Here is a 21,172-nt window from a genome sequence, read left to right on the forward strand (position 1 = left end):
GCGTTCGCAGGAAAAGTGGACACCGGCTTTCCGTCCGCGAACGCGCCAGGGCGAAGATGATCTTGCGGATGCCGCAAGCGCCGAAGGCAACCATAGACTGCAAAATGGCCGCGCGAGCGGCCATTTTCGTATCCACCGCCTGCAAGTGCCGTCGTCGCACGTAACCGGGCTTCGTCATTCGTGATCGCCGCCAGGCGATGGTGCGGGAACATAGGCGCTTGCCAGCCGTTGGTCTCCTGAAGGGCGACCAACGGAGACGACACCAATGACAAAACGATGGATGAAGGCGACGACCGCGATCGGCTTGTGCACGATGATCGGAGGCGGCATGGCCGGCACTGCGCACGCGCAGCAGGACGCCGCCAGGTCGCTGGCCGATTGCGTCATCGAGGAGCGGGACAATTGTCCGCCCGCCACGGAGGCCGAAGTCGGTGCGGCCGCGCAGATCGTCGCCGACGTCACCGGCGTCGAACCGTCCGAGGCCGAGCAGCGCGTGCGCGCCGCGCTTGGCGGGCAAGCCCAGGCCGGCGAGTCGCCCGCTGCGGAGGTGCCGGCTGAGACCGAAGGCGAGGCGGCGGTGCAGGTCGAAGAGCCCGCCGCGGATGCGGCCGTCGATCCGGTTCCCCAGGCCGAGACACAGGCGGATGCCGCCGCAACCGATGGCGAGCAGGCCATTGAAGAGGCGGTCGCCGAGCCGGACGCCGAAGCGCCAATCCAGACCGAAACGAGCGCCCAAACCGATGCCGAGACGCCGGCGGCCCAGGTGCCCCCCACTGACGAGCTCGATCAGGCGATGGAAGCGGTAGAGGACGGTGAAGCAGCCGGGCAGGAAATCGTCGAGGACGCCGTACCCGCTCCGGCCACTGAAACTATCGTCGAAAGCGAGACCGAAACGCCAAGCGATGCCGCAGCCGGGATGGAGCCGCAAGTCGGCGCCGCGCCCGAAACGGAAACGCCGGCCGCCTCGGACGCGTTGGATGCGGCGATGGAGGAAGCCGCCGGCGAAACGCCCGGTGATGACGCGGCCGCACCGGTGCAGGCGGAGAGCGAGGCAGATGCGGTCATTGAGACCGAGCCAGGCGCCGAACAGACCGAAACGACGCAAGCCGACGATGCGCTTGCCGAAGATGCACCCGCCGAAACCGAAACCGGCGCCGATGCGTCGCCGGCCGCGGCCGCGGACGCCGAGGCAAACCCGGTCGATGAAGCCGCCCGGGCGGAACGCCGTGCCGAACGCCGCCAGTCCCAGATGGCCTCCGAAGCGCTGCAGGCGACCGAACCCGACGCCGGGGCATCCGGCGCGGCGGAAACGGACGCCGATGTCCAGACCCAGACCGTGACCGAGCAAACCGCGCGGACCAGCGATCAGGACGCCGCGCCGGAGACCGTCGATCAGAGCACGGACGAACTGCTGCGCACGATCCTGGGCGTCGGCGCCGGCGTTGCCATCGGCATGCTGATCGACGATGCCGACCGGGTCGTCGAACGGCGCGGCGATCGCGTCGTCATCGAGCGCGACGGTGAACTGGTCGTGTTGCGAGACGAGAACCAGTTGCTGCGCCGGCCGGGCACGCAGGTGCGGACCCGCACCTTTGNGCGTCATACTGTACCGCGCGCGGGTCTTTCCCGACGGCCAACGGATCGTTCTGATCGATGAGCGCGACGCGCAGCCCGTCGATCTGGCGACGATCCCGCTGCCGTCCCGGCGTCCGGTCGTGATCGAGTACCGGGATGCGGTCGATCCGAACGCGGTGCGCCAGGTGTTCGCCGAAGACGAGCCGGTCATCGACCGGACGTTTTCGCTGCAGCAGGTGCGCGATCTGCGCGAACTGCGTCAATTGATGCCGCGCATCGATCTCGATGCCATCAATTTCGAGACAGGTTCGGCGGCCATTCCGCCTTCCGAGGCGCGGGAGCTGACAGCGCTCGGCCGTGCCATGGCCGATCTGATCGCCGACGACCCGGACGAGATTTTCCTGATCGAGGGCCATACCGATACGGTGGGAGGAGCGGCCTACAATCTGGCGCTGTCGGACCGGAGAGCGGAAAGCGTCGCGCTGGCCCTGACCGAATATTTCGACGTGCCGCCGGAGAACATGATCACCCAGGGCTATGGCGAGCGCTACCTCAAGGTGGCGAGAGAAGGCGATGTGGCCGAAAACCGGCGCGCGGCGGTCCGCCGCATCACGCCGTTGATCCGCAGGGCGGGAGCGCAGTAAACGGTTCTGCGCGGCGGTGCGTCCGCGCGCCGCCATGCCGGCCCGCCGGTCCGGGTGGAAGGTTGCGCAAGATGCCACTTGCGCTGCCGACCAACCGCGATTATCAGACCGGTCACGTCAAGGGGTATAGCTCAGTTGGTAGAGCGTCGGTCTCCAAAACCGAAGGTCCACGGTTCGAGCCCGTGTGCCCCTGCCATCGTCACCGCGGGCGGCAATCCGCCCGGCGGCCTTCGTCGCGGCTGACTTTTTTGCCCGCAGCCCTTGATCTCGCCTCGAATCGCCGCTAGATGCAGCCTCGCGCTGGTATTGCCCTTGCGGGCGGGATGCGCTTTCACAAACAATACGGGTCCTCACATCGGCAGCGCGTGTTTCTTGCGTTCGTCGGACAAGGCGCCCGTGACAGAGCAAGGGAATGCGGCGCGGGCGCAATCGCCGCATCGGACCGGACTTAAGGCATGGCACGGACCAATCCGTTCACCTTTATCCAGCAGGTGCGCGCGGAAACAGCCAAGGTGACTTGGCCGTCGCGGCGCGAAACCCTGATCTCGACGATCATGGTGCTGATCATGGTGGTGATCGCCGCCCTGTTCTTCTTCACCGTCGATCAGATCTACTCCTGGGTGTTCGATCTGATCTTCGGTCCGGCACGATAACAACGACACACGAACACGGGTGGTTCCGACGCTGATGACGGCGCGCTGGTACATTGTTCACGCCTACTCCAACTTCGAAAAGAAGGTGGCCGAAGCGATCGAGGAGAACGCCAAGGCCAAGGGCCTTTGGGACAAGTTCGAGCAGATCCTGGTGCCTGTCGAGAAGGTCATCGAGATCCGCAAGGGCCGCAAGGTCGATGCCGAACGCAAGTTCTTCCCCGGCTATGTGATGGTGCGCGCGCAGCTCACCGACGATGTCTACCACCTGATCAAGAACACGCCGAAAGTAACCGGCTTTCTGGGCTCGGACCAGAAGCCCGTGCCGATCTCCGACAAGGAAGCCGAGCAGATCCTGGGCCAGATCCAGGAGGGTGTCGATCACCCCAAGCCGTCCGTGTCGTTCGAGGTCGGCGAGAGCGTGCGCGTGACCGAAGGCTCTTTCGCCTCGTTCAACGGCATCGTTCAGGAAGTCGACGAGGAACGCTCGCGCCTGAAGGTGGAGGTTTCGATTTTCGGCCGGGCCACCCCGGTCGATCTGGAATTCGGAATGGTCGAAAAGGGCTGATCCGGATAGCTGGTTTGCGGGACCATCGGGTTTCCGGGGACTGGCCGAAAAGGCGGGAGATGCGGGGCACCTGAGCCGGGTGTCATCGGTCGGACCGCCAACGTCTCAACCGCCGGGTGACGCCGGCCTGGAAATGAAAGACGACATCAATGGCCAAGAAAGTTGCAGGTCTGCTCAAGTTGCAGGTCCCCGCCGGTGCCGCCAACCCGTCGCCGCCCATCGGGCCGGCGCTCGGTCAGCGTGGCATCAACATCATGGAATTCTGCAAGGCGTTCAATGCCGCCACGCAGGAGATGGAAAAGAACGCGCCGATCCCGACGACCATCACCTACTATCAGGACAAGTCGTTCACGTTCAAAACCAAGACCCCGCCGGCATCGTACCTTCTCAAAAAGGCCGCCAACCTCAAGTCGGGCTCCAAGGAGCCGGGCAAGGTCAGCGCCGGAACGATCAGCCGCGACAAGGTCAAGGAAATCGCCGAGACCAAGATGAAGGATCTCAACGCCGCCGATATCGAAGCGGCCATGCGCCAGATCGAGGGCTCCGCCCGCGCGATGGGCCTGAAGGTGGAGGGCTGATCATGGCAAAGCTCGGAAAACGCACCAAGGCCCTGCGTGAGGGCCTCGACGCCAACGCGATCCTGCCGCTCGAAGAAGCCGTGGGCAAGGTCAAGGAGCGCGCCACGGCCAAGTTCGACGAGACCATCGAAGTCGCCATGAACCTCGGTGTCGATCCGCGCCACGCCGACCAGATGGTTCGCGGGGTCGTCAACCTGCCCAACGGCACCGGCCGTTCGGTCAAGGTGGCCGTGTTCGCACGCGGCGACAAGGCCGAGGAAGCCAAGGCCGCCGGTGCCGACATTGTCGGCGCCGAGGAACTGGTGGAAGCGGTGCAGGGCGGTCAGATCGAGTTCGACCGCTGCATCGCAACGCCCGACATGATGCCGCTGGTCGGCCGCCTCGGCAAGGTACTCGGCCCGCGCGGCCTGATGCCGAACCCCAAGGTCGGCACCGTGACCCCGGATGTTGCCGCAGCGGTGAAGGCCTCCAAGGGCGGTGCCGTCGAGTTCCGTGTCGAAAAGGCCGGCATCGTCCATGCCGGTGTCGGCAAGGCCTCGTTCGACGAAAAGGCGATCGCCGAAAATGTGCGTGCGTTTGCCGATGCGGTGCAGAAGGCCAAGCCGTCCGGCGCCAAGGGCACCTATGTCAAGCGCGTGGCGATTTCCTCGACCATGGGCGCGGGCGTCAAGGTCGATCCGGCGAGCCTTTCGGCCGCCGAGTGAATCCAATTGTGAGCCAGCGCGGCTAACACGCCGGCTCACCAGAAGAATTCCATGCCCCGACAGGGGCGTGGATGGCCGGGAAACCGGTCCCTGTCCGAGATTGCAGGCGGCTCGCCTTAATTCGATATGGGCCTGCATGAGACGGGTAAGAGCGTTCAAAGGCCCCGAGTGGGCGGATGAAGGTTCGAACCGTATTGCCTTGTGCCGCGCGCGGCCTGTTCGCGTCGGCGTAAGGGGACAGGATCCTCGAGCGTCGCTTTCGGGATCCGTTCCGGAGGCGGCAAAGGCAAACCGCGGTGAGGGCGCATGCGCCGTTCATCGCTAAACGGAGAGACGAAGTGGAAAGAGCGGAAAAACGCGAATTCGTCACCCAGCTGAACTCGGTCTTCAAACAGTCCGGTTCGGTGGTGGTGGCCCACTACACGGGTCTGACCGTCGCGGAGATGGGTGATTTTCGCACCCAGATGCGCAATGCGGGCGGAACCGTGAAGGTTGCGAAGAACCGCCTTGCAAAAATCGCTCTTCAGGGCACGGAAGCCGAAGGCATGTCGGACCTTTTTTCGGGTCAGACGCTGATTGCCTATGCCGAAGATCCGGTAACGGCTCCCAAGGTGGCAAGCGCTTTTGCCAAGGGCAACGACAAGCTCGTCGTCCTGGGCGGTTCGCTTGGCGCCACGGTTCTCGATGCGAATGGCGTGAAGGCTCTGGCCGAACTGCCCTCGCTCGACGAGCTGCGTGCGAAGCTGGTCGGCATGATCCAGACGCCGGCATCGCGCATCGCCCAGGTCACCAGCGCGCCGGCGGCACAGCTCGCCCGCGTGTTCGGGGCCTATGCCCGGAAGGACGAGGCAGCGTGAGGCTGTCTTTCAAACCGTCAACACCGATTGTTCGAACCAAAATCCGAAGGAAGATGAAAAATGGCTGATCTCGCCAAAATCGCAGAAGACCTGTCGTCGCTGACCGTCATGGAAGCCGCCGAGCTTTCCAAGATGCTCGAAGAGAAGTGGGGCGTTTCCGCCGCCGCTCCGGTTGCCGTTGCAGCCGCTGGCGGCGCCGGTGCCGCCGAAGCCGCTCCGGTCGAGGAAAAGGATGAATTCGACGTCATCCTGGAAGCCGCCGGCGACAAGAAGATCAACGTCATCAAGGAAGTCCGCACGATTACCGGTCTGGGCCTGAAGGAAGCCAAGGACCTGGTCGAGGGCGCTCCCAAGCCGGTCAAGGAAGGCATTTCCAAGGGCGAAGCCGAGGAAATCGTCAAGAAGCTTGAAGAAGCCGGCGCCAAGGCGGCGATGAAGTAAGCGTTCAAGGCTTGCGCGGGCGCGTTTCGGCGCGCCCGCACCTTGCCTTGTCTGGAGTGCGTGAACCCTTTTCCCGAAGCCTGTCGGACAGGTTTCCGGAAACGGGTTTTAACCGTTTCAGAGCGCTCTCGGCGAAACCGGGAACCGGTTTCGCGGTTCGAGAGCGCGAAGACAAGGAAATCGAGCTGCTTTGATCGATCCCCGGATCAGCAAGGCGGCTTCAGGCTGGAGGACCGGGCGCATGGGTCTTCTGCCAACCGATTGGCCGGGCGCGGTGTGGTGACTGCCCGGCATGGACCCCGACCGCCCGGCCCGGGCGAGAAGACGAGGAGCGGCAATGGCTCAGACCATGACTTTCAACGGTCGTAGACGCGTACGCAAGTTCTTCGGTGACATTCCCGACGTCGCCGAAATGCCCAACCTGATCGAGGTGCAGAAGGCCTCCTACGATCAGTTCCTGATGATGGACGAGCCCGAGGGCGGGCGTCCGGACGAAGGCCTGCAGGCCGCCTTCAAGTCGGTTTTCCCGATCAAGGATTTTGCCGGTACCGCACAGCTCGATTTCGTGCGCTACGACTATGAGGCGCCCAAGTTCGACGTCGAGGAATGCCGCCAGCGCGACCTGACCTATTCGGCGCCGCTCAAGGTGACGCTGCGCCTGATCGTCTTCGATATCGACGAGGACACCGGCGCCAAGTCGGTCAAGGACATCAAGGAGCAGGACGTCTATATGGGCGAAATGCCGCTGATGACGTCCAACGGCACCTTCATCGTCAACGGCACCGAGCGCGTGATCGTCTCGCAGATGCACCGCTCGCCTGGCGTCTTCTTCGATCACGACAAGGGCAAGACCCACTCGTCGGGCAAGCTTCTGTTCGCCGCCCGCGTCATCCCCTATCGCGGATCGTGGCTCGATATCGAGTTCGATGCCAAGGATGTCGTGCATGCGCGCATCGACCGGCGCCGCAAGATCCCGGTCACCTCGCTGCTGATGGCGCTCGGCATGGATGCCGAGGAAATCCTGTCGACCTACTACGACTTCGTCACCTATGAGCGCGACGGCGAAGCCTGGCGCATTCCGTTCAACGCCGACAGCCTGAAAGGCACCAAGCCCGCCGTCGACCTGATCGATGCGGATTCGGGCGAGGTCGTCGTCGAAGCCGGCAAGAAGGTGACAGCGCGCACCGTCAAGCAGCTCGCCGAAAAGGGCATCAAGGCGCTCAAGGCGACCGATGAGGAGCTGTACGGCTCCTATCTGGCCGAGGACATCGTCAATCCCGAAACCGGCGAGATCTACCTCGAAGCCGGCGACGAGATCGACGAGAAGACGCTTGCCGTGCTCATCGAGAGCGGCCAGACCAGCTTCCCGGTGCTCGACATCGACCACGTCAATGTCGGCCCCTACATCCGCTCAACGCTGGCCGTCGACAAGAACGAGACGCGCCAGGACGCGCTGTTCGACATCTACCGCGTCATGCGTCCGGGCGAGCCGCCGACCATGGAAACGGCGGAAGCCATGTTCCAGTCGCTGTTCTTCGATTCCGAACGCTACGATCTGTCGGCAGTCGGCCGCGTCAAGATGAACATGCGTCTCGGCCTCGATGCCGAGGACACCGTGCGCACCGTGCGCAAGGAAGACATCGTCGAGGTCGTGCGCACGCTGCTGCAGCTTCGCGACGGCAATGGCGAAGTCGACGACATCGACAATCTGGGCAACCGGCGCGTGCGCTCGGTCGGCGAACTGATGGAAAACCAGTATCGCGTCGGCCTTTTGCGCATGGAGCGGGCGATCAAGGAACGCATGTCCTCGATCGACATCGACACCGTGATGCCGCAGGACCTGATCAACGCCAAGCCGGCGGCCGCCGCCGTCCGCGAATTCTTCGGTTCCTCGCAGCTTTCGCAGTTCATGGACCAGACCAACCCGCTTTCCGAGATCACCCACAAGCGTCGCCTGTCGGCTCTGGGGCCGGGCGGTCTGACCCGCGAGCGCGCGGGCTTTGAAGTGCGCGACGTGCACCCGACCCACTATGGCCGGATCTGCCCGATCGAGACGCCCGAAGGCCCGAACATCGGCCTGATCAATTCGCTGGCCACCTTCGCCCGCGTCAACAAGTACGGCTTCATCGAAAGCCCGTACCGCAAGGTTGTCGAAGGCAAGGTGACCGACGAGGTCGTCTATCTGTCGGCCATGGAAGAGGCCAAGCACCACGTTGCCCAGGCCAATGCCGAGATCGGCGACAATGGCGAACTGACGAGCGAATTCGTCATCGTCCGCCATGCCGGCGACGTGATGATGACGCCGCGCGAAACGGTCGATCTGATGGACGTTTCGCCCAAGCAGCTCGTGTCGGTCGCCGCCGCGCTGATCCCGTTCCTCGAGAACGACGATGCCAACCGCGCCCTGATGGGCTCGAACATGCAGCGTCAGGCGGTGCCGCTGGTGCGCGCCGAAGCGCCCTATGTCGGCACCGGCATGGAGGCGATCGTCGCCCGCGATTCGGGTGCCGCCATTGCCGCGCGCCGTTCAGGCATCGTCGACCAGGTCGATGCGATGCGCATCGTCATCCGCGCAACGGAAGAGCTCGATCCGGGCGAGCCGGGCGTCGACATCTACAGGCTGCAGAAGTTCCAGCGCTCCAACCAGTCGACCTGTATCAACCAGCGCCCGCTGGTGAAGGTCGGCGACCGGATCGAAAAGGGCGATATCATCGCCGACGGTCCCTCGACGGACCTGGGCGATCTGGCGCTGGGCCGCAACGTGCTCGTCGCGTTCATGCCCTGGAACGGCTACAACTACGAGGATTCGATCCTTCTGTCCGAGCGCGTCGTGCGCGATGACGTCTTCACCTCGATCCACCTCGAGGAGTATGAGGTCAACGCCCGCGACACCAAGCTCGGCCCGGAGGAGATCACGCGCGACATTCCGAACGTGTCGGAAGAGGCGCTCAAGAACCTCGACGAAGCCGGCATCGTCTATATCGGCGCCGAAGTCGGCCCCGGCGACATCCTCGTCGGCAAGATCACGCCGAAGGGCGAAAGCCCGATGACGCCGGAAGAAAAGCTGCTGCGCGCCATCTTCGGCGAAAAGGCGTCCGACGTGCGCGACACCTCCATGCGGATGCCGCCCGGCGGCTTCGGCACGGTCGTCGAGGTGCGCGTCTTCAACCGCCACGGCGTCGAAAAGGACGAGCGCGCCATGGCGATCGAGCGCGAGGAGATCGAACGTCTCGCAAAAGACCGCGACGACGAGCAGTCGATCCTCGACCGCAACACCTATGGCCGCCTCGCCGACATGCTCACGGGCAACGAGGCGATCGCCGGGCCCAAGGGCTTCAAGAAAGGCACCAAGATCGACCAGCAGGTTCTGGACAGCTATCCGCGGTCCAACTGGTGGCAGTTCGCGGTTGCCGACGAGAAGCGCCAGGACGGCCTGGAGCAGCTGCGCAACCAGTATGACGAGACCAAGAAGCAGCTCGAGCAGCGCTTCATGGACAAGGTCGAAAAGGTCCAGCGCGGCGACGAGATGCCTCCGGGCGTGATGAAGACCGTCAAGGTCTTCGTCGCCGTCAAGCGCAAGATCCAGCCCGGCGACAAGATGGCCGGCCGCCACGGCAACAAGGGTGTCGTCTCGCGCATCCTGCCCAACGAGGACATGCCGTTCCTCGAAGACGGCCAGCATGTCGATATCGTGCTGAACCCGCTCGGCGTGCCGTCGCGCATGAATGTCGGCCAGATCCTGGAAACCCATCTGGGCTGGGCCTGCGCCGGCATGGGCCGGAAGATCGGCGAGATGCTGGAAGCCTACCGCGAGGCGGGCGACATCAAGCCGCTGCGCGCGACGCTCGAAGACATCATTCCGGACAACAACCGGAACGAGCCGGTGCGCAAGATGGACGATGAAAGCGTGCTCAAGGTCGGCGAACAGTTCGCCAACGGCGTGACGATCGCGACCCCGGTCTTCGACGGGGCGATCGAGCCCGAGATCAACGCCATGCTGGAAAAGGCGGGGCTTGAGGACAGCGGTCAGTCGACCCTTTATGACGGCCGCACGGGCGAAGCGTTCGACCGGCAGGTGACGGTGGGCTACATCTACATGCTCAAACTCCATCACCTTGTCGACGACAAGATCCACGCCCGCTCAATCGGCCCGTACTCGCTCGTCACCCAGCAGCCGCTGGGCGGCAAGGCGCAGTTCGGCGGCCAGCGCTTCGGCGAGATGGAGGTCTGGGCGCTGGAAGCCTATGGCGCCGCCTACACGCTGCAGGAGATGCTGACCGTCAAGTCGGACGACGTGGCCGGCCGCACCAAGGTCTACGAGGCCATCGTGCGCGGCGACGACACGTTCGAGGCGGGCATTCCCGAGAGCTTCAACGTGCTCGTCAAGGAAATGCGCTCGCTGGGCCTGAACGTGGAGCTGTCCTCGACCCGTCCTGTGGCCGACGACACCCAGGAAGCGCTGCCCGACGCGGCCGAATAGACCCGAAACATGCGTGGCCGGCGCCAGCGCCGGCCGCCGCCTTTCGCGACATTCCGGTGGCTGACCTGCCACCACACTGAAAGGGCGTCAGCCCGCAAAGGAGACCGGCATGAACCAAGAGATCGCCAATCTCTTCAATCCTCAGGCCACTTCACAGAATTTCGACTCCATCCGGATCTCGATCGCGAGCCCGGAAAAGATCCTGTCCTGGTCGTTCGGCGAGATCAAAAAGCCCGAAACGATCAACTACCGCACGTTCAAGCCCGAGCGTGACGGCCTGTTCTGCGCGCGCATCTTCGGTCCGATCAAGGATTATGAGTGCCTGTGCGGCAAGTACAAGCGGATGAAGTACAAGGGCATCATCTGCGAGAAATGCGGTGTCGAGGTCACGCTGTCGCGCGTGCGCCGCGAGCGCATGGGCCATATCGAACTGGCCGCGCCCGTCGCCCATATCTGGTTCCTCAAGTCGCTGCCGAGCCGCATCGCGACGCTGCTCGACATGACGCTCAAGGACATCGAGCGGGTTCTTTACTTCGAGAACTACATCGTCACCGAGCCCGGCCTGACCACGCTCCAGGAGCAGCAGCTCCTGAGCGAGGAAGAGTATATGATGGCCGCCGAGGAATTTGGCGAGGACCAGTTCACCGCCATGATCGGCGCCGAGGCGATCCAGGAGCTTTTGGCCTCGATCGACCTGCCCAAGACCGCGGTCGATCTGCGCGAGGAACTCGATGCCACCTCGTCCGAACTCAAGACCAAGAAGCTGATGAAACGGCTCAAGGTGGTCGAGAACTTCATCGATTCGGGCAACCGTCCCGAATGGATGATCATGAAGACCATTCCGGTGATCCCGCCGGACCTGCGTCCGCTGGTGCCGCTCGATGGCGGCCGCTTCGCGACGTCGGACCTCAACGATCTCTATCGCCGCGTGATCAACCGCAACAACCGTCTCAAGCGGCTGATGGAACTGCGCGCGCCGGGCATCATCATCCGCAACGAAAAGCGGATGCTGCAGGAATCGGTCGATGCGCTGTTCGACAATGGCCGCCGCGGCCGCGTCATCACCGGCGCCAACAAGCGTCCGCTGAAGTCGCTCAGCGACATGCTCAAGGGCAAGCAGGGCCGTTTCCGCCAGAACCTTCTGGGCAAGCGCGTCGATTATTCCGGCCGTTCGGTGATCGTCACCGGTCCGGAACTCAAGCTGCACCAGTGCGGCCTGCCCAAGAAGATGGCGCTCGAACTGTTCAAGCCGTTCATCTATGCGCGCCTCGACGCCAAGGGCTATTCGTCCACCGTCAAGCAGGCCAAGAAGCTGGTCGAGAAGGAAAAGCCGGAAGTCTGGGACATCCTGGATGAAGTGATCCGCGAGCATCCCGTGCTGCTCAACCGCGCGCCGACGCTGCACCGGCTTGGCATCCAGGCGTTCGAGCCGGTCCTCATCGAGGGCAAGGCGATCCAGCTTCACCCGCTGGTCTGCACCGCCTTCAACGCCGACTTCGACGGCGACCAGATGGCCGTTCACGTCCCGCTGTCGCTGGAAGCGCAGCTGGAAGCGCGCGTCCTGATGATGTCGACCAACAACATCCTGCACCCNCGAGAAAGAGCCGGGCGAGGGGATGGTGTTCGCCGACATGGGCGAGTTGCACCATGCCCTCGAAAACAAGGTCGTGACGCTGCACACCAAGATCAAGGGCCGCTTCAAGACGGTCGATGCGGACGGCAACGATGTGTGGGAACTGCACGAGACCACGCCGGGCCGGATGATCATCGGCGAATTGCTGCCCAAGAACGTCAAGGTGCCGTTCGACATCTGCAACACCGAGATGACCAAGAAGAACATCTCCAAGATGATCGACGTGGTCTATCGCCACTGCGGCCAGAAGGAGACGGTGATCTTCGCCGACCGCATCATGGCGCTCGGCTTCAAGCACGCCTGCACCGCCGGCATCTCGTTCGGCAAGGACGACATGGTCATCCCCGAGAGCAAGGCCAAGATCGTCGAGGAGACCGACAAGATCGTCAAGGAGTACGAACAGCAGTACAATGACGGCCTGATCACCTTCGGCGAGAAGTACAACAAGGTGGTCGACGCCTGGGCGCGCTGCGACGATCGTCTCACCGAAGAGACGATGGCCGGCATTCAGGCGGTGCAGTTCGAGGAGAGCGGCCGCCAGAAGCAGATGAACTCCATCTACATGATGGCCCGATCCGGCGCGCGCGGCTCCACCCGCCAGATGAAGCAGCTCGCCGGCATGCGCGGCCTGATGGCGAAACCGTCGGGCGAGATCATCGAGACGCCGATCATCTCCAACTTCAAGGAAGGCCTGACCGTGAACGAGTACTTCAACTCGACCCACGGTGCCCGCAAGGGTCTGGCCGACACCGCCCTGAAGACTGCGAACTCGGGCTATCTGACGCGTCGTCTGGTCGATGTCGCGCAGGACTGCATCATCACCGCCGACGATTGCGGCACCGACAAGGGCCTGACCATGACGCCCATCGTCGACGCCGGTCAGGTGGTGGCAACGCTCGGACAGCGTGTGCTGGGCCGTACGGTGCTGGAAGATGTCGTCAACCTGAAGACCGACGAGGTGCTGGTGAAGGCCGGTTCGATGGTCTCCGAGCCCGATGTCGACGCCATCGAGGCAGCCGGTATCCAGGCGATCAAGATCCGCTCGGCGCTGACCTGCGAGATGCAGTCCGGCGTGTGCGCGGTCTGTTATGGCCGCGATCTGGCGCGCGGAACGCCCGTCAACCATGGCGAGGCGGTCGGCGTGATCGCGGCCCAGTCGATCGGCGAGCCGGGCACCCAGCTCACCATGCGGACCTTCCACATGGGCGGCACGGCGCAGGTGGTCGACACTTCGTTCGTCGAGGCGTCCTACGATGGCGTGGTCGAGATCAAGAACCGCAACATCGTGCGCGATTCCAACGGCAATCTGATCGCCATGGGACGCAACATGGCCGTCATCATCAAGGACGAGAAGGGCGAGGAGCGGGCGACGCACAAGCTGACCTACGGCTCCAAGCTGATGGTCGATGACGGCGACCGGATCAAGCGCGGACAGCGCCTCGCCGAATGGGACCCCTATACCCGTCCCATCATGACCGAGGTCGAGGGCACCGTTTCGTTCGAAGATCTCGTCGACGGCATCTCGATTCAGGAATCGGCCGACGAGAATACCGGCATCACCAAGCGCGAGGTCATCGACTGGCGGTCCAACCCGCGCGGCGCCGACCTCAAGCCGGCGATGGCAATTCTCGGCAAGGACGGCGAAGTGGCCAAGCTGGCACGCGGCGGCGACGCCAAGTTCCTGCTCTCGGTCGATGCGGTCCTGTCGGTCGAGCCGGGCGCCAAGGTCAAGCCGGGCGACGTGATCGCGCGTATTCCGATGGAAAGCGCCAAGACCAAGGACATCACCGGCGGTCTGCCGCGGGTGGCCGAACTGTTCGAGGCGCGCCGTCCCAAGGATCACGCGGTCATCGCCGAGATCGACGGCACGATCCGCTTCGGGCGCGATTACAAGAACAAGCGCCGCATCTCGATCGAGCCGGCCGAGGAAGGCGTCGAGCCCGCGGAATATCTTATTCCGAAGTCGCGGCCCTTCCACCTGCAGGATGGCGACCCGATCGAGAAGGGCGACTACATCCTCGACGGCAACCCGGCACCGCACGACATCCTGGCCGTGCGCGGCGTGGAGGCGCTCGCCTCCTACCTCGTCAACGAAATCCAGGAGGTCTACCGGCTGCAGGGCGTGGTGATCAACGACAAGCACATCGAGGTGATCGTTCGCCAGATGCTGCAGAAGGTCGAGATCACCGAGCCTGGCGATTCGGGCTATATCGCCGGCGACAGCGTCGATCGGATCGAGCTCGAGGATGTCAATGAACGGCTGGTCGAGGAAGGCAAGCAGCCCGCCAGCGGCGATCCCGTTCTGCTCGGCATCACCAAGGCGTCGCTGCAGACACCGTCCTTCATCTCGGCGGCTTCCTTCCAGGAGACCACCAAGGTGCTGACCGAGGCCTCGATCGCCGGCAAGATCGACACGCTGCAGGGCCTGAAGGAAAACGTCATCGTCGGTCGCCTGATTCCGGCGGGCACCGGTGGCGCGATGAACGAGATCCGCCGCATCGCCACCGCGCGCGACGATCTGATCATCGAAGAGCGCCGCAAGCAGGCCGACGCGGAAGCTGCCGATGCGATGCTCGCCGACATGCGCGAAGGCGAGGAAGCGCCGGCAGCCGAGTAGGGCAGGGCGTGGTCCATCATCGAATGACAGAGCCGGGGCAGCGATGCCCCGGCTTTTTTCATGGCCGCTTGTCCCGTCGTGCGGGGGGCTATGGCGTAATGGCGATCTTCAGCACGCCGTCGCGCTGGTTGGCGAACAGATCATAGGCTTCCACGATGTTATCGAGCTTGTAGCGGTGCGTCACCAGGGGCTCCAGATCGACGCGGCCGCTTTCGATGACGTTCATCAGCCGGCGCATGCGCTCCTTGCCGCCGGGGCAAAGCGAGGTGACGATCTTGTTGTCGCCGAGCCCCGCGCCGAATGCATCCAGCGGCAGCGTCAGATCGGTCGAGTAGACGCCCAGGCTCGACAGCGTACCGCCCGGCTTGAGCACGCGCAGGCAGGCCTCGAAGGTTTCCTGAAGACCGAGCGCCTCGATCGATACGTCCACGCCGCGATCGTCGGTGATCCGCATGATCTCGGCGACAGGATCGACCTTGCTGAAGTCGATGACATGGTCGGCGCCCATCTTCCTGGCGATCTCCAGCCGCGCGGGGACCTGATCGACGACGATGATGTTCGTTGCGCCCTTCAGCTTGGCGCCGGCGGTCGCGCACAGCCCGATCGGACCTTGCGCGAAGACCGCGACCGTATCGCCGATCCGGATCTGGCCGCTTTCGGCGCCGGCAAAACCGGTCGACATGATATCCGGACACATCAGCACCTGTTCGTCGGTCAGAAGATCCGGCACCGGAGACAGGTTGGCCATCGCATCGGGCACCAGCACATATTCGGCCTGGGTCCCGTCGATCGTGTTGCCGAACCGCCAGCCGCCGAGCGGCTTCAGGCCATGCTTGCCGCACTGGCCGTCCTGCGAATGCAGCCCGTCAAGACAGGCATAGGAATGACCCGACGGGCAGATCGCGCCGGCGATGACGCGCTGGCCCTCGGTGTAACCCTCCACATTGGAGCCCAGCTTCTCGATGATGCCGACCGGTTCATGGCCGATCGTCAGCCCCTTGGCGACCGGGTATTCGCCCTTCAGGATATGCACGTCGGTGCCGCAAATCGTCGTCGTGGTCGTCCTGATCAGCGCATCGTTCGGCCCAACATCGGGAACAGGCTTTTCGTCCAGTTCGATCCGCCCCGGTTCAATGAATATGGCCGCCTTCATCATGCTGCTCATTGGCTCCTCCCCTGAAAACGAACATGGCGGGCGCAGTTGGCGCCGGCTCTGCAATCAGAAACCAAGATCGGTTTGGCTGCATTGACTTCGATCAGAGCGTTCGTCGAACCGGCAAGACGCGTCCCGACCGCAAGAGCGGGATGGGTCGGCGCGGCGATCAGTCGTCGTCGGCAAAGTGCGGACCGCCGGAATGCGCACCGCATGCGCGCACGCGTCGGCTGGCGCGGCGAAGGGCCGTGAAGATCGGATGTCGGCGGATCAAGCCGATGGCGTAGTTGGAGCAGTTCGGCTCCTGTGGGCAGCGAAAGCGGCCCGGAACCAGACGCGTGGCGCACTGATAAGTGACGATCCCGAAGATCGGCACGAGCTTGTGTGGTTTGGCGATCCAATAGCGATCTGCGGCCGTCAGTTGAACGTCGTGGAACTCGACAAGATCGGAGTCCCAGGCCCAGCGCACGCTCAGTCGGCTATAGGCCATCGCGCGGGTGCCTGACGATGTCAGCACCCATGCCCGATAGGAAATCGTGGCCAGGACGACGAGCGCGTAGCACGCCGCCACGGCGCCGAGCGCCATCATCGTCAGTTCGACGTCGATATCTTCTGGTTGATCAGCTGCCGGGCGTCCCGCAACTCGTCGGTGGCATCTTCCGATGCCACGATGCGGAAAGATTCGCCCGCGCGGATCACAAAGCCATCCTTCATCACCGTGTAATTGGTCTCGGTTCCGCCGCCGCAGCCCGGACTGACGACCTTGAAGATTTCCTCATTGTGATAGGCGCCGACCGTCGTGATCTTGTTGAAATAGATTTCCTCGAGCGTGAAATTGGTTCCGCCGGTATGGAAGATCGTACCGTTGCCGCCGCAACCCGGTTCGGTGACGGCAAAACGGTATTTGGTGTTGAACAGGATCAGCGAGCGTTCCTTCAGATACAAAAGCGTGATGTCGGCCTCCGAACGGAAGGCCACCTTCGTCGTGTCGATATAGTCCGATCCGCCGGAGACGATGCGCGCCCGCTTGGGCGTCCAGATGAACTCGAACTTGGTGAAACCGTCGTCGGGGAGATCGAAGGTGGACGCGACGATCGAGTTGAAGCGCGGGCGCTGTTCCGAACAGAAATGTCTGATCTCGGCATCGAGATCTTCGGACGGATCGCGGCGCCGTTTGAATATGAAGCCGGATTTCAACTTGATCGACTTCAGCTTCGAATATTCGATAACGCCCGTCTTCTCGCCTGACATGATGCCCCCCCGCCAAACCCGTATGAATGCTATCCGATTGAGTTTGCTTGTCTAGGCGTCCCCCTTCCACCCCTTGAGCGCTTCGAACGGGTGGACATTGTCCGCATCCTCGCCGTCATCGTCGGGCGCGTCGGTCCAGGGCGCGTTCTCGTCGACGAAGGTGACGATCGCCACTTCCCCTTCGGTTGCGCCCTGATAGGCCGAAGCGTGCGGCTCTTCGTCCGGCATGCCGGTCAGCGTTCCGATCTGGTCGAACTCGGCCTCTTCATAGCCGTCCTCGGCCAGCGCATTGAGCGCCTCGCGGATGGCCGTGTCGTCGTCGGGCGCCGTCAGCAGGATGTGCACCTGTATCTCCGGCTCGTTCTTGTCGAGCCAGACGCGGCCGATGAGAATGTAGACGGCGGCCTCGGCCTCCATGTCGGTCGGTGTGTCTGCCATCGGACGGCCTTCATGCTGGATTGGGGCAGGGCGATCGCCTTCGTCCTCGCATGGCTGCCGCCGCGCGGTAAAGCCCATGCGCACCCAATGGCGCCAACAGAGGCAAAAATCGCCAAAAACCGGGGCCGGGCCTGTTGACGCGGGGCGGGACCGACAGTACATAGCGGCCAACGAGTCGATGTGGAGCATCGGCGTCGGCGCTTGCTTGCGCCAGACATAACGCTCCAAACACGGCTCATCATACGGCGCAAACCGAACCGAACACACGAAGCGTTCCGCTTCCTCTGTATCGCACGGGCAATCCGCAAAGAGCGGGATTGCCCTTCTCTGTTTGCACGGATGATCGAAATGCGAGCGCGCAAGCGCGATGGACGAAGAAGGACGGCTTGATGCCCACAGTCAACCAGTTGATCCGAAAGCCCCGCACGGCTCCGGTCAAGCGCAACAAGGTTCCGGCCCTGCAGGCCAACCCGCAAAAGCGCGGCGTGTGCACGCGCGTCTATACGACGACGCCCAAAAAGCCGAACTCGGCGCTGCGCAAGGTCGCCAAGGTTCGCCTGACCAATGGCTTTGAGGTCATCGGCTACATTCCGGGTGAAGGCCACAATTTGCAGGAGCACTCGGTGGTCATGATCCGCGGCGGCCGCGTCAAGGATTTGCCGGGCGTGCGCTATCACATCCTGCGCGGCGTGCTCGACACGCAAGGCGTCAAGAACCGCAAGCAGCGCCGCTCGAAATACGGCGCCAAGCGTCCGAAGTGATCTGAACGAAGGTTACCCCGGACGAAGCGGCAGCGACGATCCGGGGTCCAGTCAACAGACCGAATTGTACCGACAAGATTGAGACACCGAAATGTCCCGTCGCCACAGAGCAGAAAAACGTGAAATCAACCCCGATCCCAAATTCGGCGATCTGGTGGTTTCCAAGTTCATGAACGCCATCATGTTCGACGGCAAGAAGTCCGTCGCCGAGCGGATCGTCTACGGCGCGTTCGACAACATTGCCGAAAAGACCAGCCAGGAGCCGGTCGAGGTTTTCCACGCCGCGCTTGAGAATGTCGCGCCTGCCGTCGAAGTGCGCTCGCGCCGTGTCGGCGGCGCCACCTATCAGGTGCCGGTCGATGTGCGCCCCGAGCGCCGTCAGGCGCTGGCGATCCGCTGGATGATCGCGGCGGCCCGCAAGCGCAACGAAACCACCATGGTCGATCGCCTGTCGGGCGAACTCATGGACGCCGCCAACAACCGCGGAACGGCCGTCAAGAAGCGTGAAGACACGCACAAGATGGCCGAAGCCAACCGCGCCTTCTCGCACTATCGCTGGTAACACCCCGCTCTACGGAACAAGGCTCCCTCCCATGGCCCGCGAATACGAACTCAAAGACTACCGCAACTTCGGTATCATGGCGCATATCGACGCCGGCAAGACCACGACCACCGAGCGCATCCTGTTCTACACGGGAAAGTCGCACAAGATCGGTGAAGTGCATGACGGCGCCGCGACCATGGACTGGATGGAGCAGGAGCAGGAGCGCGGCATCACGATCACGTCGGCTGCGACCACCACTTTCTGGGAAGGCCGCGACGGCAAGAAGCGCCGCTTCAACATCATCGACACGCCCGGACACGTCGATTTCACGATCGAGGTCGAGCGTTCGCTGCGCGTGCTGGACGGTGCCATCGCGCTGCTGGACGCCAATGCCGGTGTGGAGCCGCAGACCGAGACCGTCTGGCGCCAGGCCAACAAGTACAACGTCCCGCGCATGGTCTTCGTCAACAAGATGGACAAGATCGGCGCCGACTTCTATCGCTCGGTCGAGATGATCAGGGAGCGCCTGGGCGCCCAGCCGGTCGTCATGCAGCTGCCGATCGGCGCCGAGAACGACTTTGCCGGCGTCGTCGACCTGATCGAAATGAAGGCGCTGGTCTGGAAGTCCGAGAACCTGGGTGCAGAATGGGATATCGTCGATATCCCCGCCGACCTTGCCGACCGCGCGCAGGAGTTCCGCGAGAAGCTGATCGAGACCGTCGTCGAGATGGACGACGATGCGATGGAAGCGTACCTGGAAGGCAACGAGCCGGACAATGACACGATCCGCAGCCTGATCCGCAAGGGCACGTGTGCCGTACAGTTTTTCCCGGTCTTCTGCGGCTCGGCCTTCAAGAACAAGGGCGTACAGCCGCTTCTTGATGCGGTGGTCGATTTCCTGCCGAGCCCTCTGGAAGTGCCGGCCATCAAGGGCATCGATGCCAAGACCGAAGAGGAGACCGTGCGCAAATCGTCCGACGACGAGCCGCTCTCCATGCTGGCATTCAAGATCATGAACGACCCGTTCGTCGGCTCGCTCACCTTCTGCCGCATCTATTCGGGCAAGCTGGAAACCGGCGTGTCGCTGATGAACACGGTCAAGGGCAAGCGCGAGCGCATCGGCCGCATGCTGCAGATGCATTCCAACAGCCGCGAGGACATCAAGGAAGCGTTCGCCGGCGACATCGTCGCGATTGCGGGCCTGAAGGAAACCACCACCGGCGACACGCTCTGCGATCCGCTCAAGCCGGTGATCCTGGAGCGCATGGAATTCCCCGAACCGGTGATCTCGATCGCCGTCGAGCCCAAGACCAAGGGCGACCAGGAGAAGATGGGCCTGGCGCTGAACCGTCTCGCCGCCGAGGATCCCTCCTTCCGCGTCAAGTCCGACGAGGAAAGCGGCCAGACCATCATTTCGGGCATGGGCGAGTTGCACCTGGACATCATCGTCGACCGCATGAAGCGCGAGTTCAAGGTCGAGGCCAATATCGGCGCGCCGCAGGTGGCCTATCGTGAGACCATCACCCGCCAGGCCGAGATCGACTACACCCACAAGAAACAGTCGGGCGGCTCAGGCCAGTTCGCGCGCGTCAAGATCGTCTTCGAGCCGAACGAAGAGGGCGAGGATTTCGCGTTCGAAAGCAAGATCGTCGGCGGCAACGTGCCCAAGGAATACATTCCGGGCGTCGAGAAGGGCATCCAGTCGGTCATGGACTCCGGTCCGGTCGCCGGCTTCCCGATGCTCGGCGTCAAGGCAACGCTGATGGACGGCGCCTATCACGACGTCGACTCCTCGGTCCTGGCCTTCGAGATCGCCGCCCGCGCGGCATTCCGCGAAGGCGCCCAGAAGGCCGGCGCCCAGCTGCTCGAGCCGATCATGAAGGTCGAGGTCGTCACCCCCGAGGATTATATGGGCGACGTGATCGGCGACCTGAACTCGCGGCGCGGCCAGATCGCCGGCACCGAGACGCGCGGCGTCGATACGGTGATCAGCGCCATGGTGCCGCTCGCCAACATGTTCGGCTACGTCAACTCGCTGCGCTCGATGAGCCAGGGACGGGCGCAGTACACCATGCATTTCGACCATTACGAGCCCGTGCCGCAGGCCGTGGCCCAGGAAATCCAGGCGAAATTCGCCTGATCGCAATCGGCCGGCATGCCGGCGTGAACAAAGACAGCTACAGGCCCTTCGGGGCGCAGATGGAGTAGAAAATGGCCAAGGAAAAGTTTGAGCGCAACAAGCCGCATGTGAACATTGGCACGATTGGTCACGTTGACC

General features: G+C 63.3%; 16 protein-coding genes, 1 tRNA gene and 2 pseudogenes. 14 read left to right on the forward strand and 5 right to left on the reverse strand.

The features are described 5' to 3' along the window. The 11 genes and pseudogenes from DEM25_RS18010 to DEM25_RS03635 form a co-directional block, all read left to right on the forward strand. The coding region (locus DEM25_RS18010) for a hypothetical protein (protein ID WP_210210101.1) at window positions 1-184 on the forward strand (184 nt) is incomplete at its 5' end. A gap of 1,657 nt (window positions 185-1,841) precedes the next feature. Continuing rightward, the gene (locus tag DEM25_RS18475) at window positions 1,842-2,219 is read left to right on the forward strand and encodes an OmpA family protein (protein WP_439650647.1); all 378 of its coding nucleotides are present in this window, start codon (window positions 1,842-1,844) and stop codon (window positions 2,217-2,219) included. A 120-nt stretch (window positions 2,220-2,339) separates the two neighbouring features. Next, a tRNA-Trp gene (locus tag DEM25_RS03595) sits at window positions 2,340-2,415 on the forward strand. A 259-nt stretch (window positions 2,416-2,674) separates the two neighbouring features. Beyond that, entirely contained in the window at window positions 2,675-2,872 is a 198-nt protein-coding gene (gene secE / locus DEM25_RS03600) for a preprotein translocase subunit SecE (protein ID WP_109769379.1), read from the forward strand. Between the two features lie 34 nt (window positions 2,873-2,906). Further along, complete coding sequence (gene nusG, locus DEM25_RS03605) at window positions 2,907-3,437, forward strand: transcription termination/antitermination protein NusG (protein ID WP_109769382.1); 531 nt, start codon at window positions 2,907-2,909, stop codon at window positions 3,435-3,437. 149 nt (window positions 3,438-3,586) lie between these two features. Further along, entirely contained in the window at window positions 3,587-4,015 is a 429-nt protein-coding gene (gene rplK, locus DEM25_RS03610) for a 50S ribosomal protein L11 (RefSeq protein ID WP_109769378.1), read from the forward strand. 2 nt (window positions 4,016-4,017) lie between these two features. Further along, complete coding sequence (rplA, locus tag DEM25_RS03615) at window positions 4,018-4,719, forward strand: 50S ribosomal protein L1 (protein ID WP_109769377.1); 702 nt, start codon at window positions 4,018-4,020, stop codon at window positions 4,717-4,719. A 338-nt stretch (window positions 4,720-5,057) separates the two neighbouring features. Further along, complete coding sequence (gene rplJ / locus DEM25_RS03620) at window positions 5,058-5,576, forward strand: 50S ribosomal protein L10 (protein ID WP_109769376.1); 519 nt, start codon at window positions 5,058-5,060, stop codon at window positions 5,574-5,576. A 60-nt stretch (window positions 5,577-5,636) separates the two neighbouring features. Continuing rightward, entirely contained in the window at window positions 5,637-6,017 is a 381-nt protein-coding gene (gene rplL, locus DEM25_RS03625; RefSeq protein WP_109769375.1) for a 50S ribosomal protein L7/L12, read from the forward strand. Between the two features lie 337 nt (window positions 6,018-6,354). Beyond that, window positions 6,355-10,497: a DNA-directed RNA polymerase subunit beta gene (rpoB, locus tag DEM25_RS03630; RefSeq protein WP_109769373.1), complete on the forward strand. Its 4,143-nt coding sequence runs from the start codon at window positions 6,355-6,357 to the stop codon at window positions 10,495-10,497. Window positions 10,498-10,618: 121 nt separating this feature from the next. Next, window positions 10,619-14,747, forward strand: a pseudogene (locus DEM25_RS03635) (DNA-directed RNA polymerase subunit beta'). 88 nt (window positions 14,748-14,835) lie between these two features. On the opposite strand, the gene DEM25_RS03640 reads toward DEM25_RS03635, so the two are convergent. From DEM25_RS03640 to DEM25_RS03655, 4 genes and pseudogenes are all read right to left on the reverse strand, one after another. After that, window positions 14,836-15,912, reverse strand: coding sequence for an NAD(P)-dependent alcohol dehydrogenase (locus tag DEM25_RS03640; RefSeq protein ID WP_109769371.1), 1,077 nt, complete (start codon window positions 15,910-15,912; stop codon window positions 14,836-14,838). Between the two features lie 157 nt (window positions 15,913-16,069). Continuing rightward, window positions 16,070-16,489 (reverse strand): membrane protein insertion efficiency factor YidD, encoded by a 420-nt coding sequence (gene yidD / locus DEM25_RS03645; RefSeq protein ID WP_109769370.1) that lies wholly within the window; start codon window positions 16,487-16,489, stop codon window positions 16,070-16,072. Window positions 16,490-16,491: 2 nt separating this feature from the next. After that, window positions 16,492-17,151 carry a hypothetical protein gene (locus tag DEM25_RS03650; protein ID WP_109769369.1) on the reverse strand — a complete coding sequence of 220 codons (660 nt, stop codon included), beginning with the start codon at window positions 17,149-17,151 and terminating at the stop codon, window positions 16,492-16,494. Window positions 17,152-17,307: 156 nt separating this feature from the next. Further along, a pseudogene (locus tag DEM25_RS03655) lies at window positions 17,308-17,589 on the reverse strand (transcriptional regulator); the annotation flags it as partial. A gap of 389 nt (window positions 17,590-17,978) precedes the next feature. Here DEM25_RS03655 and rpsL point away from each other — a divergent pair. The 3 genes from rpsL (at window position 17,979) to fusA (ending at window position 21,034) form a co-directional block, all read left to right on the forward strand. Beyond that, complete coding sequence (rpsL, locus tag DEM25_RS03660) at window positions 17,979-18,350, forward strand: 30S ribosomal protein S12 (RefSeq protein WP_109769368.1); 372 nt, start codon at window positions 17,979-17,981, stop codon at window positions 18,348-18,350. A gap of 91 nt (window positions 18,351-18,441) precedes the next feature. Then, window positions 18,442-18,912: a 30S ribosomal protein S7 gene (gene rpsG / locus DEM25_RS03665; RefSeq protein ID WP_109769367.1), complete on the forward strand. Its 471-nt coding sequence runs from the start codon at window positions 18,442-18,444 to the stop codon at window positions 18,910-18,912. A gap of 31 nt (window positions 18,913-18,943) precedes the next feature. Next, the gene (gene fusA / locus DEM25_RS03670; RefSeq protein WP_109769366.1) at window positions 18,944-21,034 is read left to right on the forward strand and encodes an elongation factor G; all 2,091 of its coding nucleotides are present in this window, start codon (window positions 18,944-18,946) and stop codon (window positions 21,032-21,034) included. On the opposite strand, the gene DEM25_RS18015 is transcribed toward fusA, so the two are convergent. Then, the coding region (locus DEM25_RS18015; RefSeq protein WP_210210102.1) for a hypothetical protein at window positions 20,980-21,172 on the reverse strand (193 nt) is incomplete at its 5' end. The two genes, fusA and DEM25_RS18015, sit on opposite strands and share 55 nt — an antisense overlap.

Origin of the sequence: Oceaniradius stylonematis (genome assembly GCF_003149475.2) — a bacterium.
GTDB lineage: Bacteria > Pseudomonadota > Alphaproteobacteria > Rhizobiales > Rhizobiaceae > Roseitalea > Roseitalea stylonematis.

Bases quoted from the DNA above. Each gene is read 5' to 3' on its own strand.
- nusG (WP_109769382.1), top strand. From the start codon at position 2,907: ATGACGGCGCGCTGGTACATTGTTCACGCCTACTCCAACTTCGAAAAG.
- rpoB (WP_109769373.1), top strand. From the start codon at position 6,355: ATGGCTCAGACCATGACTTTCAACGGTCGTAGACGCGTACGCAAGTTC.
- yidD (WP_109769370.1), bottom strand. From the start codon at position 16,489: ATGATGGCGCTCGGCGCCGTGGCGGCGTGCTACGCGCTCGTCGTCCTG.
- DEM25_RS18475 (WP_439650647.1), top strand. From the start codon at position 1,842: ATGCCGCGCATCGATCTCGATGCCATCAATTTCGAGACAGGTTCGGCG.
- secE (WP_109769379.1), top strand. From the start codon at position 2,675: ATGGCACGGACCAATCCGTTCACCTTTATCCAGCAGGTGCGCGCGGAA.
- rplL (WP_109769375.1), top strand. From the start codon at position 5,637: ATGGCTGATCTCGCCAAAATCGCAGAAGACCTGTCGTCGCTGACCGTC.
- rpsG (WP_109769367.1), top strand. From the start codon at position 18,442: ATGTCCCGTCGCCACAGAGCAGAAAAACGTGAAATCAACCCCGATCCC.
- DEM25_RS03640 (WP_109769371.1), bottom strand. From the start codon at position 15,912: ATGAGCAGCATGATGAAGGCGGCCATATTCATTGAACCGGGGCGGATC.
- rpsL (WP_109769368.1), top strand. From the start codon at position 17,979: ATGCCCACAGTCAACCAGTTGATCCGAAAGCCCCGCACGGCTCCGGTC.
- fusA (WP_109769366.1), top strand. From the start codon at position 18,944: ATGGCCCGCGAATACGAACTCAAAGACTACCGCAACTTCGGTATCATG.
- DEM25_RS03650 (WP_109769369.1), bottom strand. From the start codon at position 17,151: ATGTCAGGCGAGAAGACGGGCGTTATCGAATATTCGAAGCTGAAGTCG.
- rplA (WP_109769377.1), top strand. From the start codon at position 4,018: ATGGCAAAGCTCGGAAAACGCACCAAGGCCCTGCGTGAGGGCCTCGAC.
- rplK (WP_109769378.1), top strand. From the start codon at position 3,587: ATGGCCAAGAAAGTTGCAGGTCTGCTCAAGTTGCAGGTCCCCGCCGGT.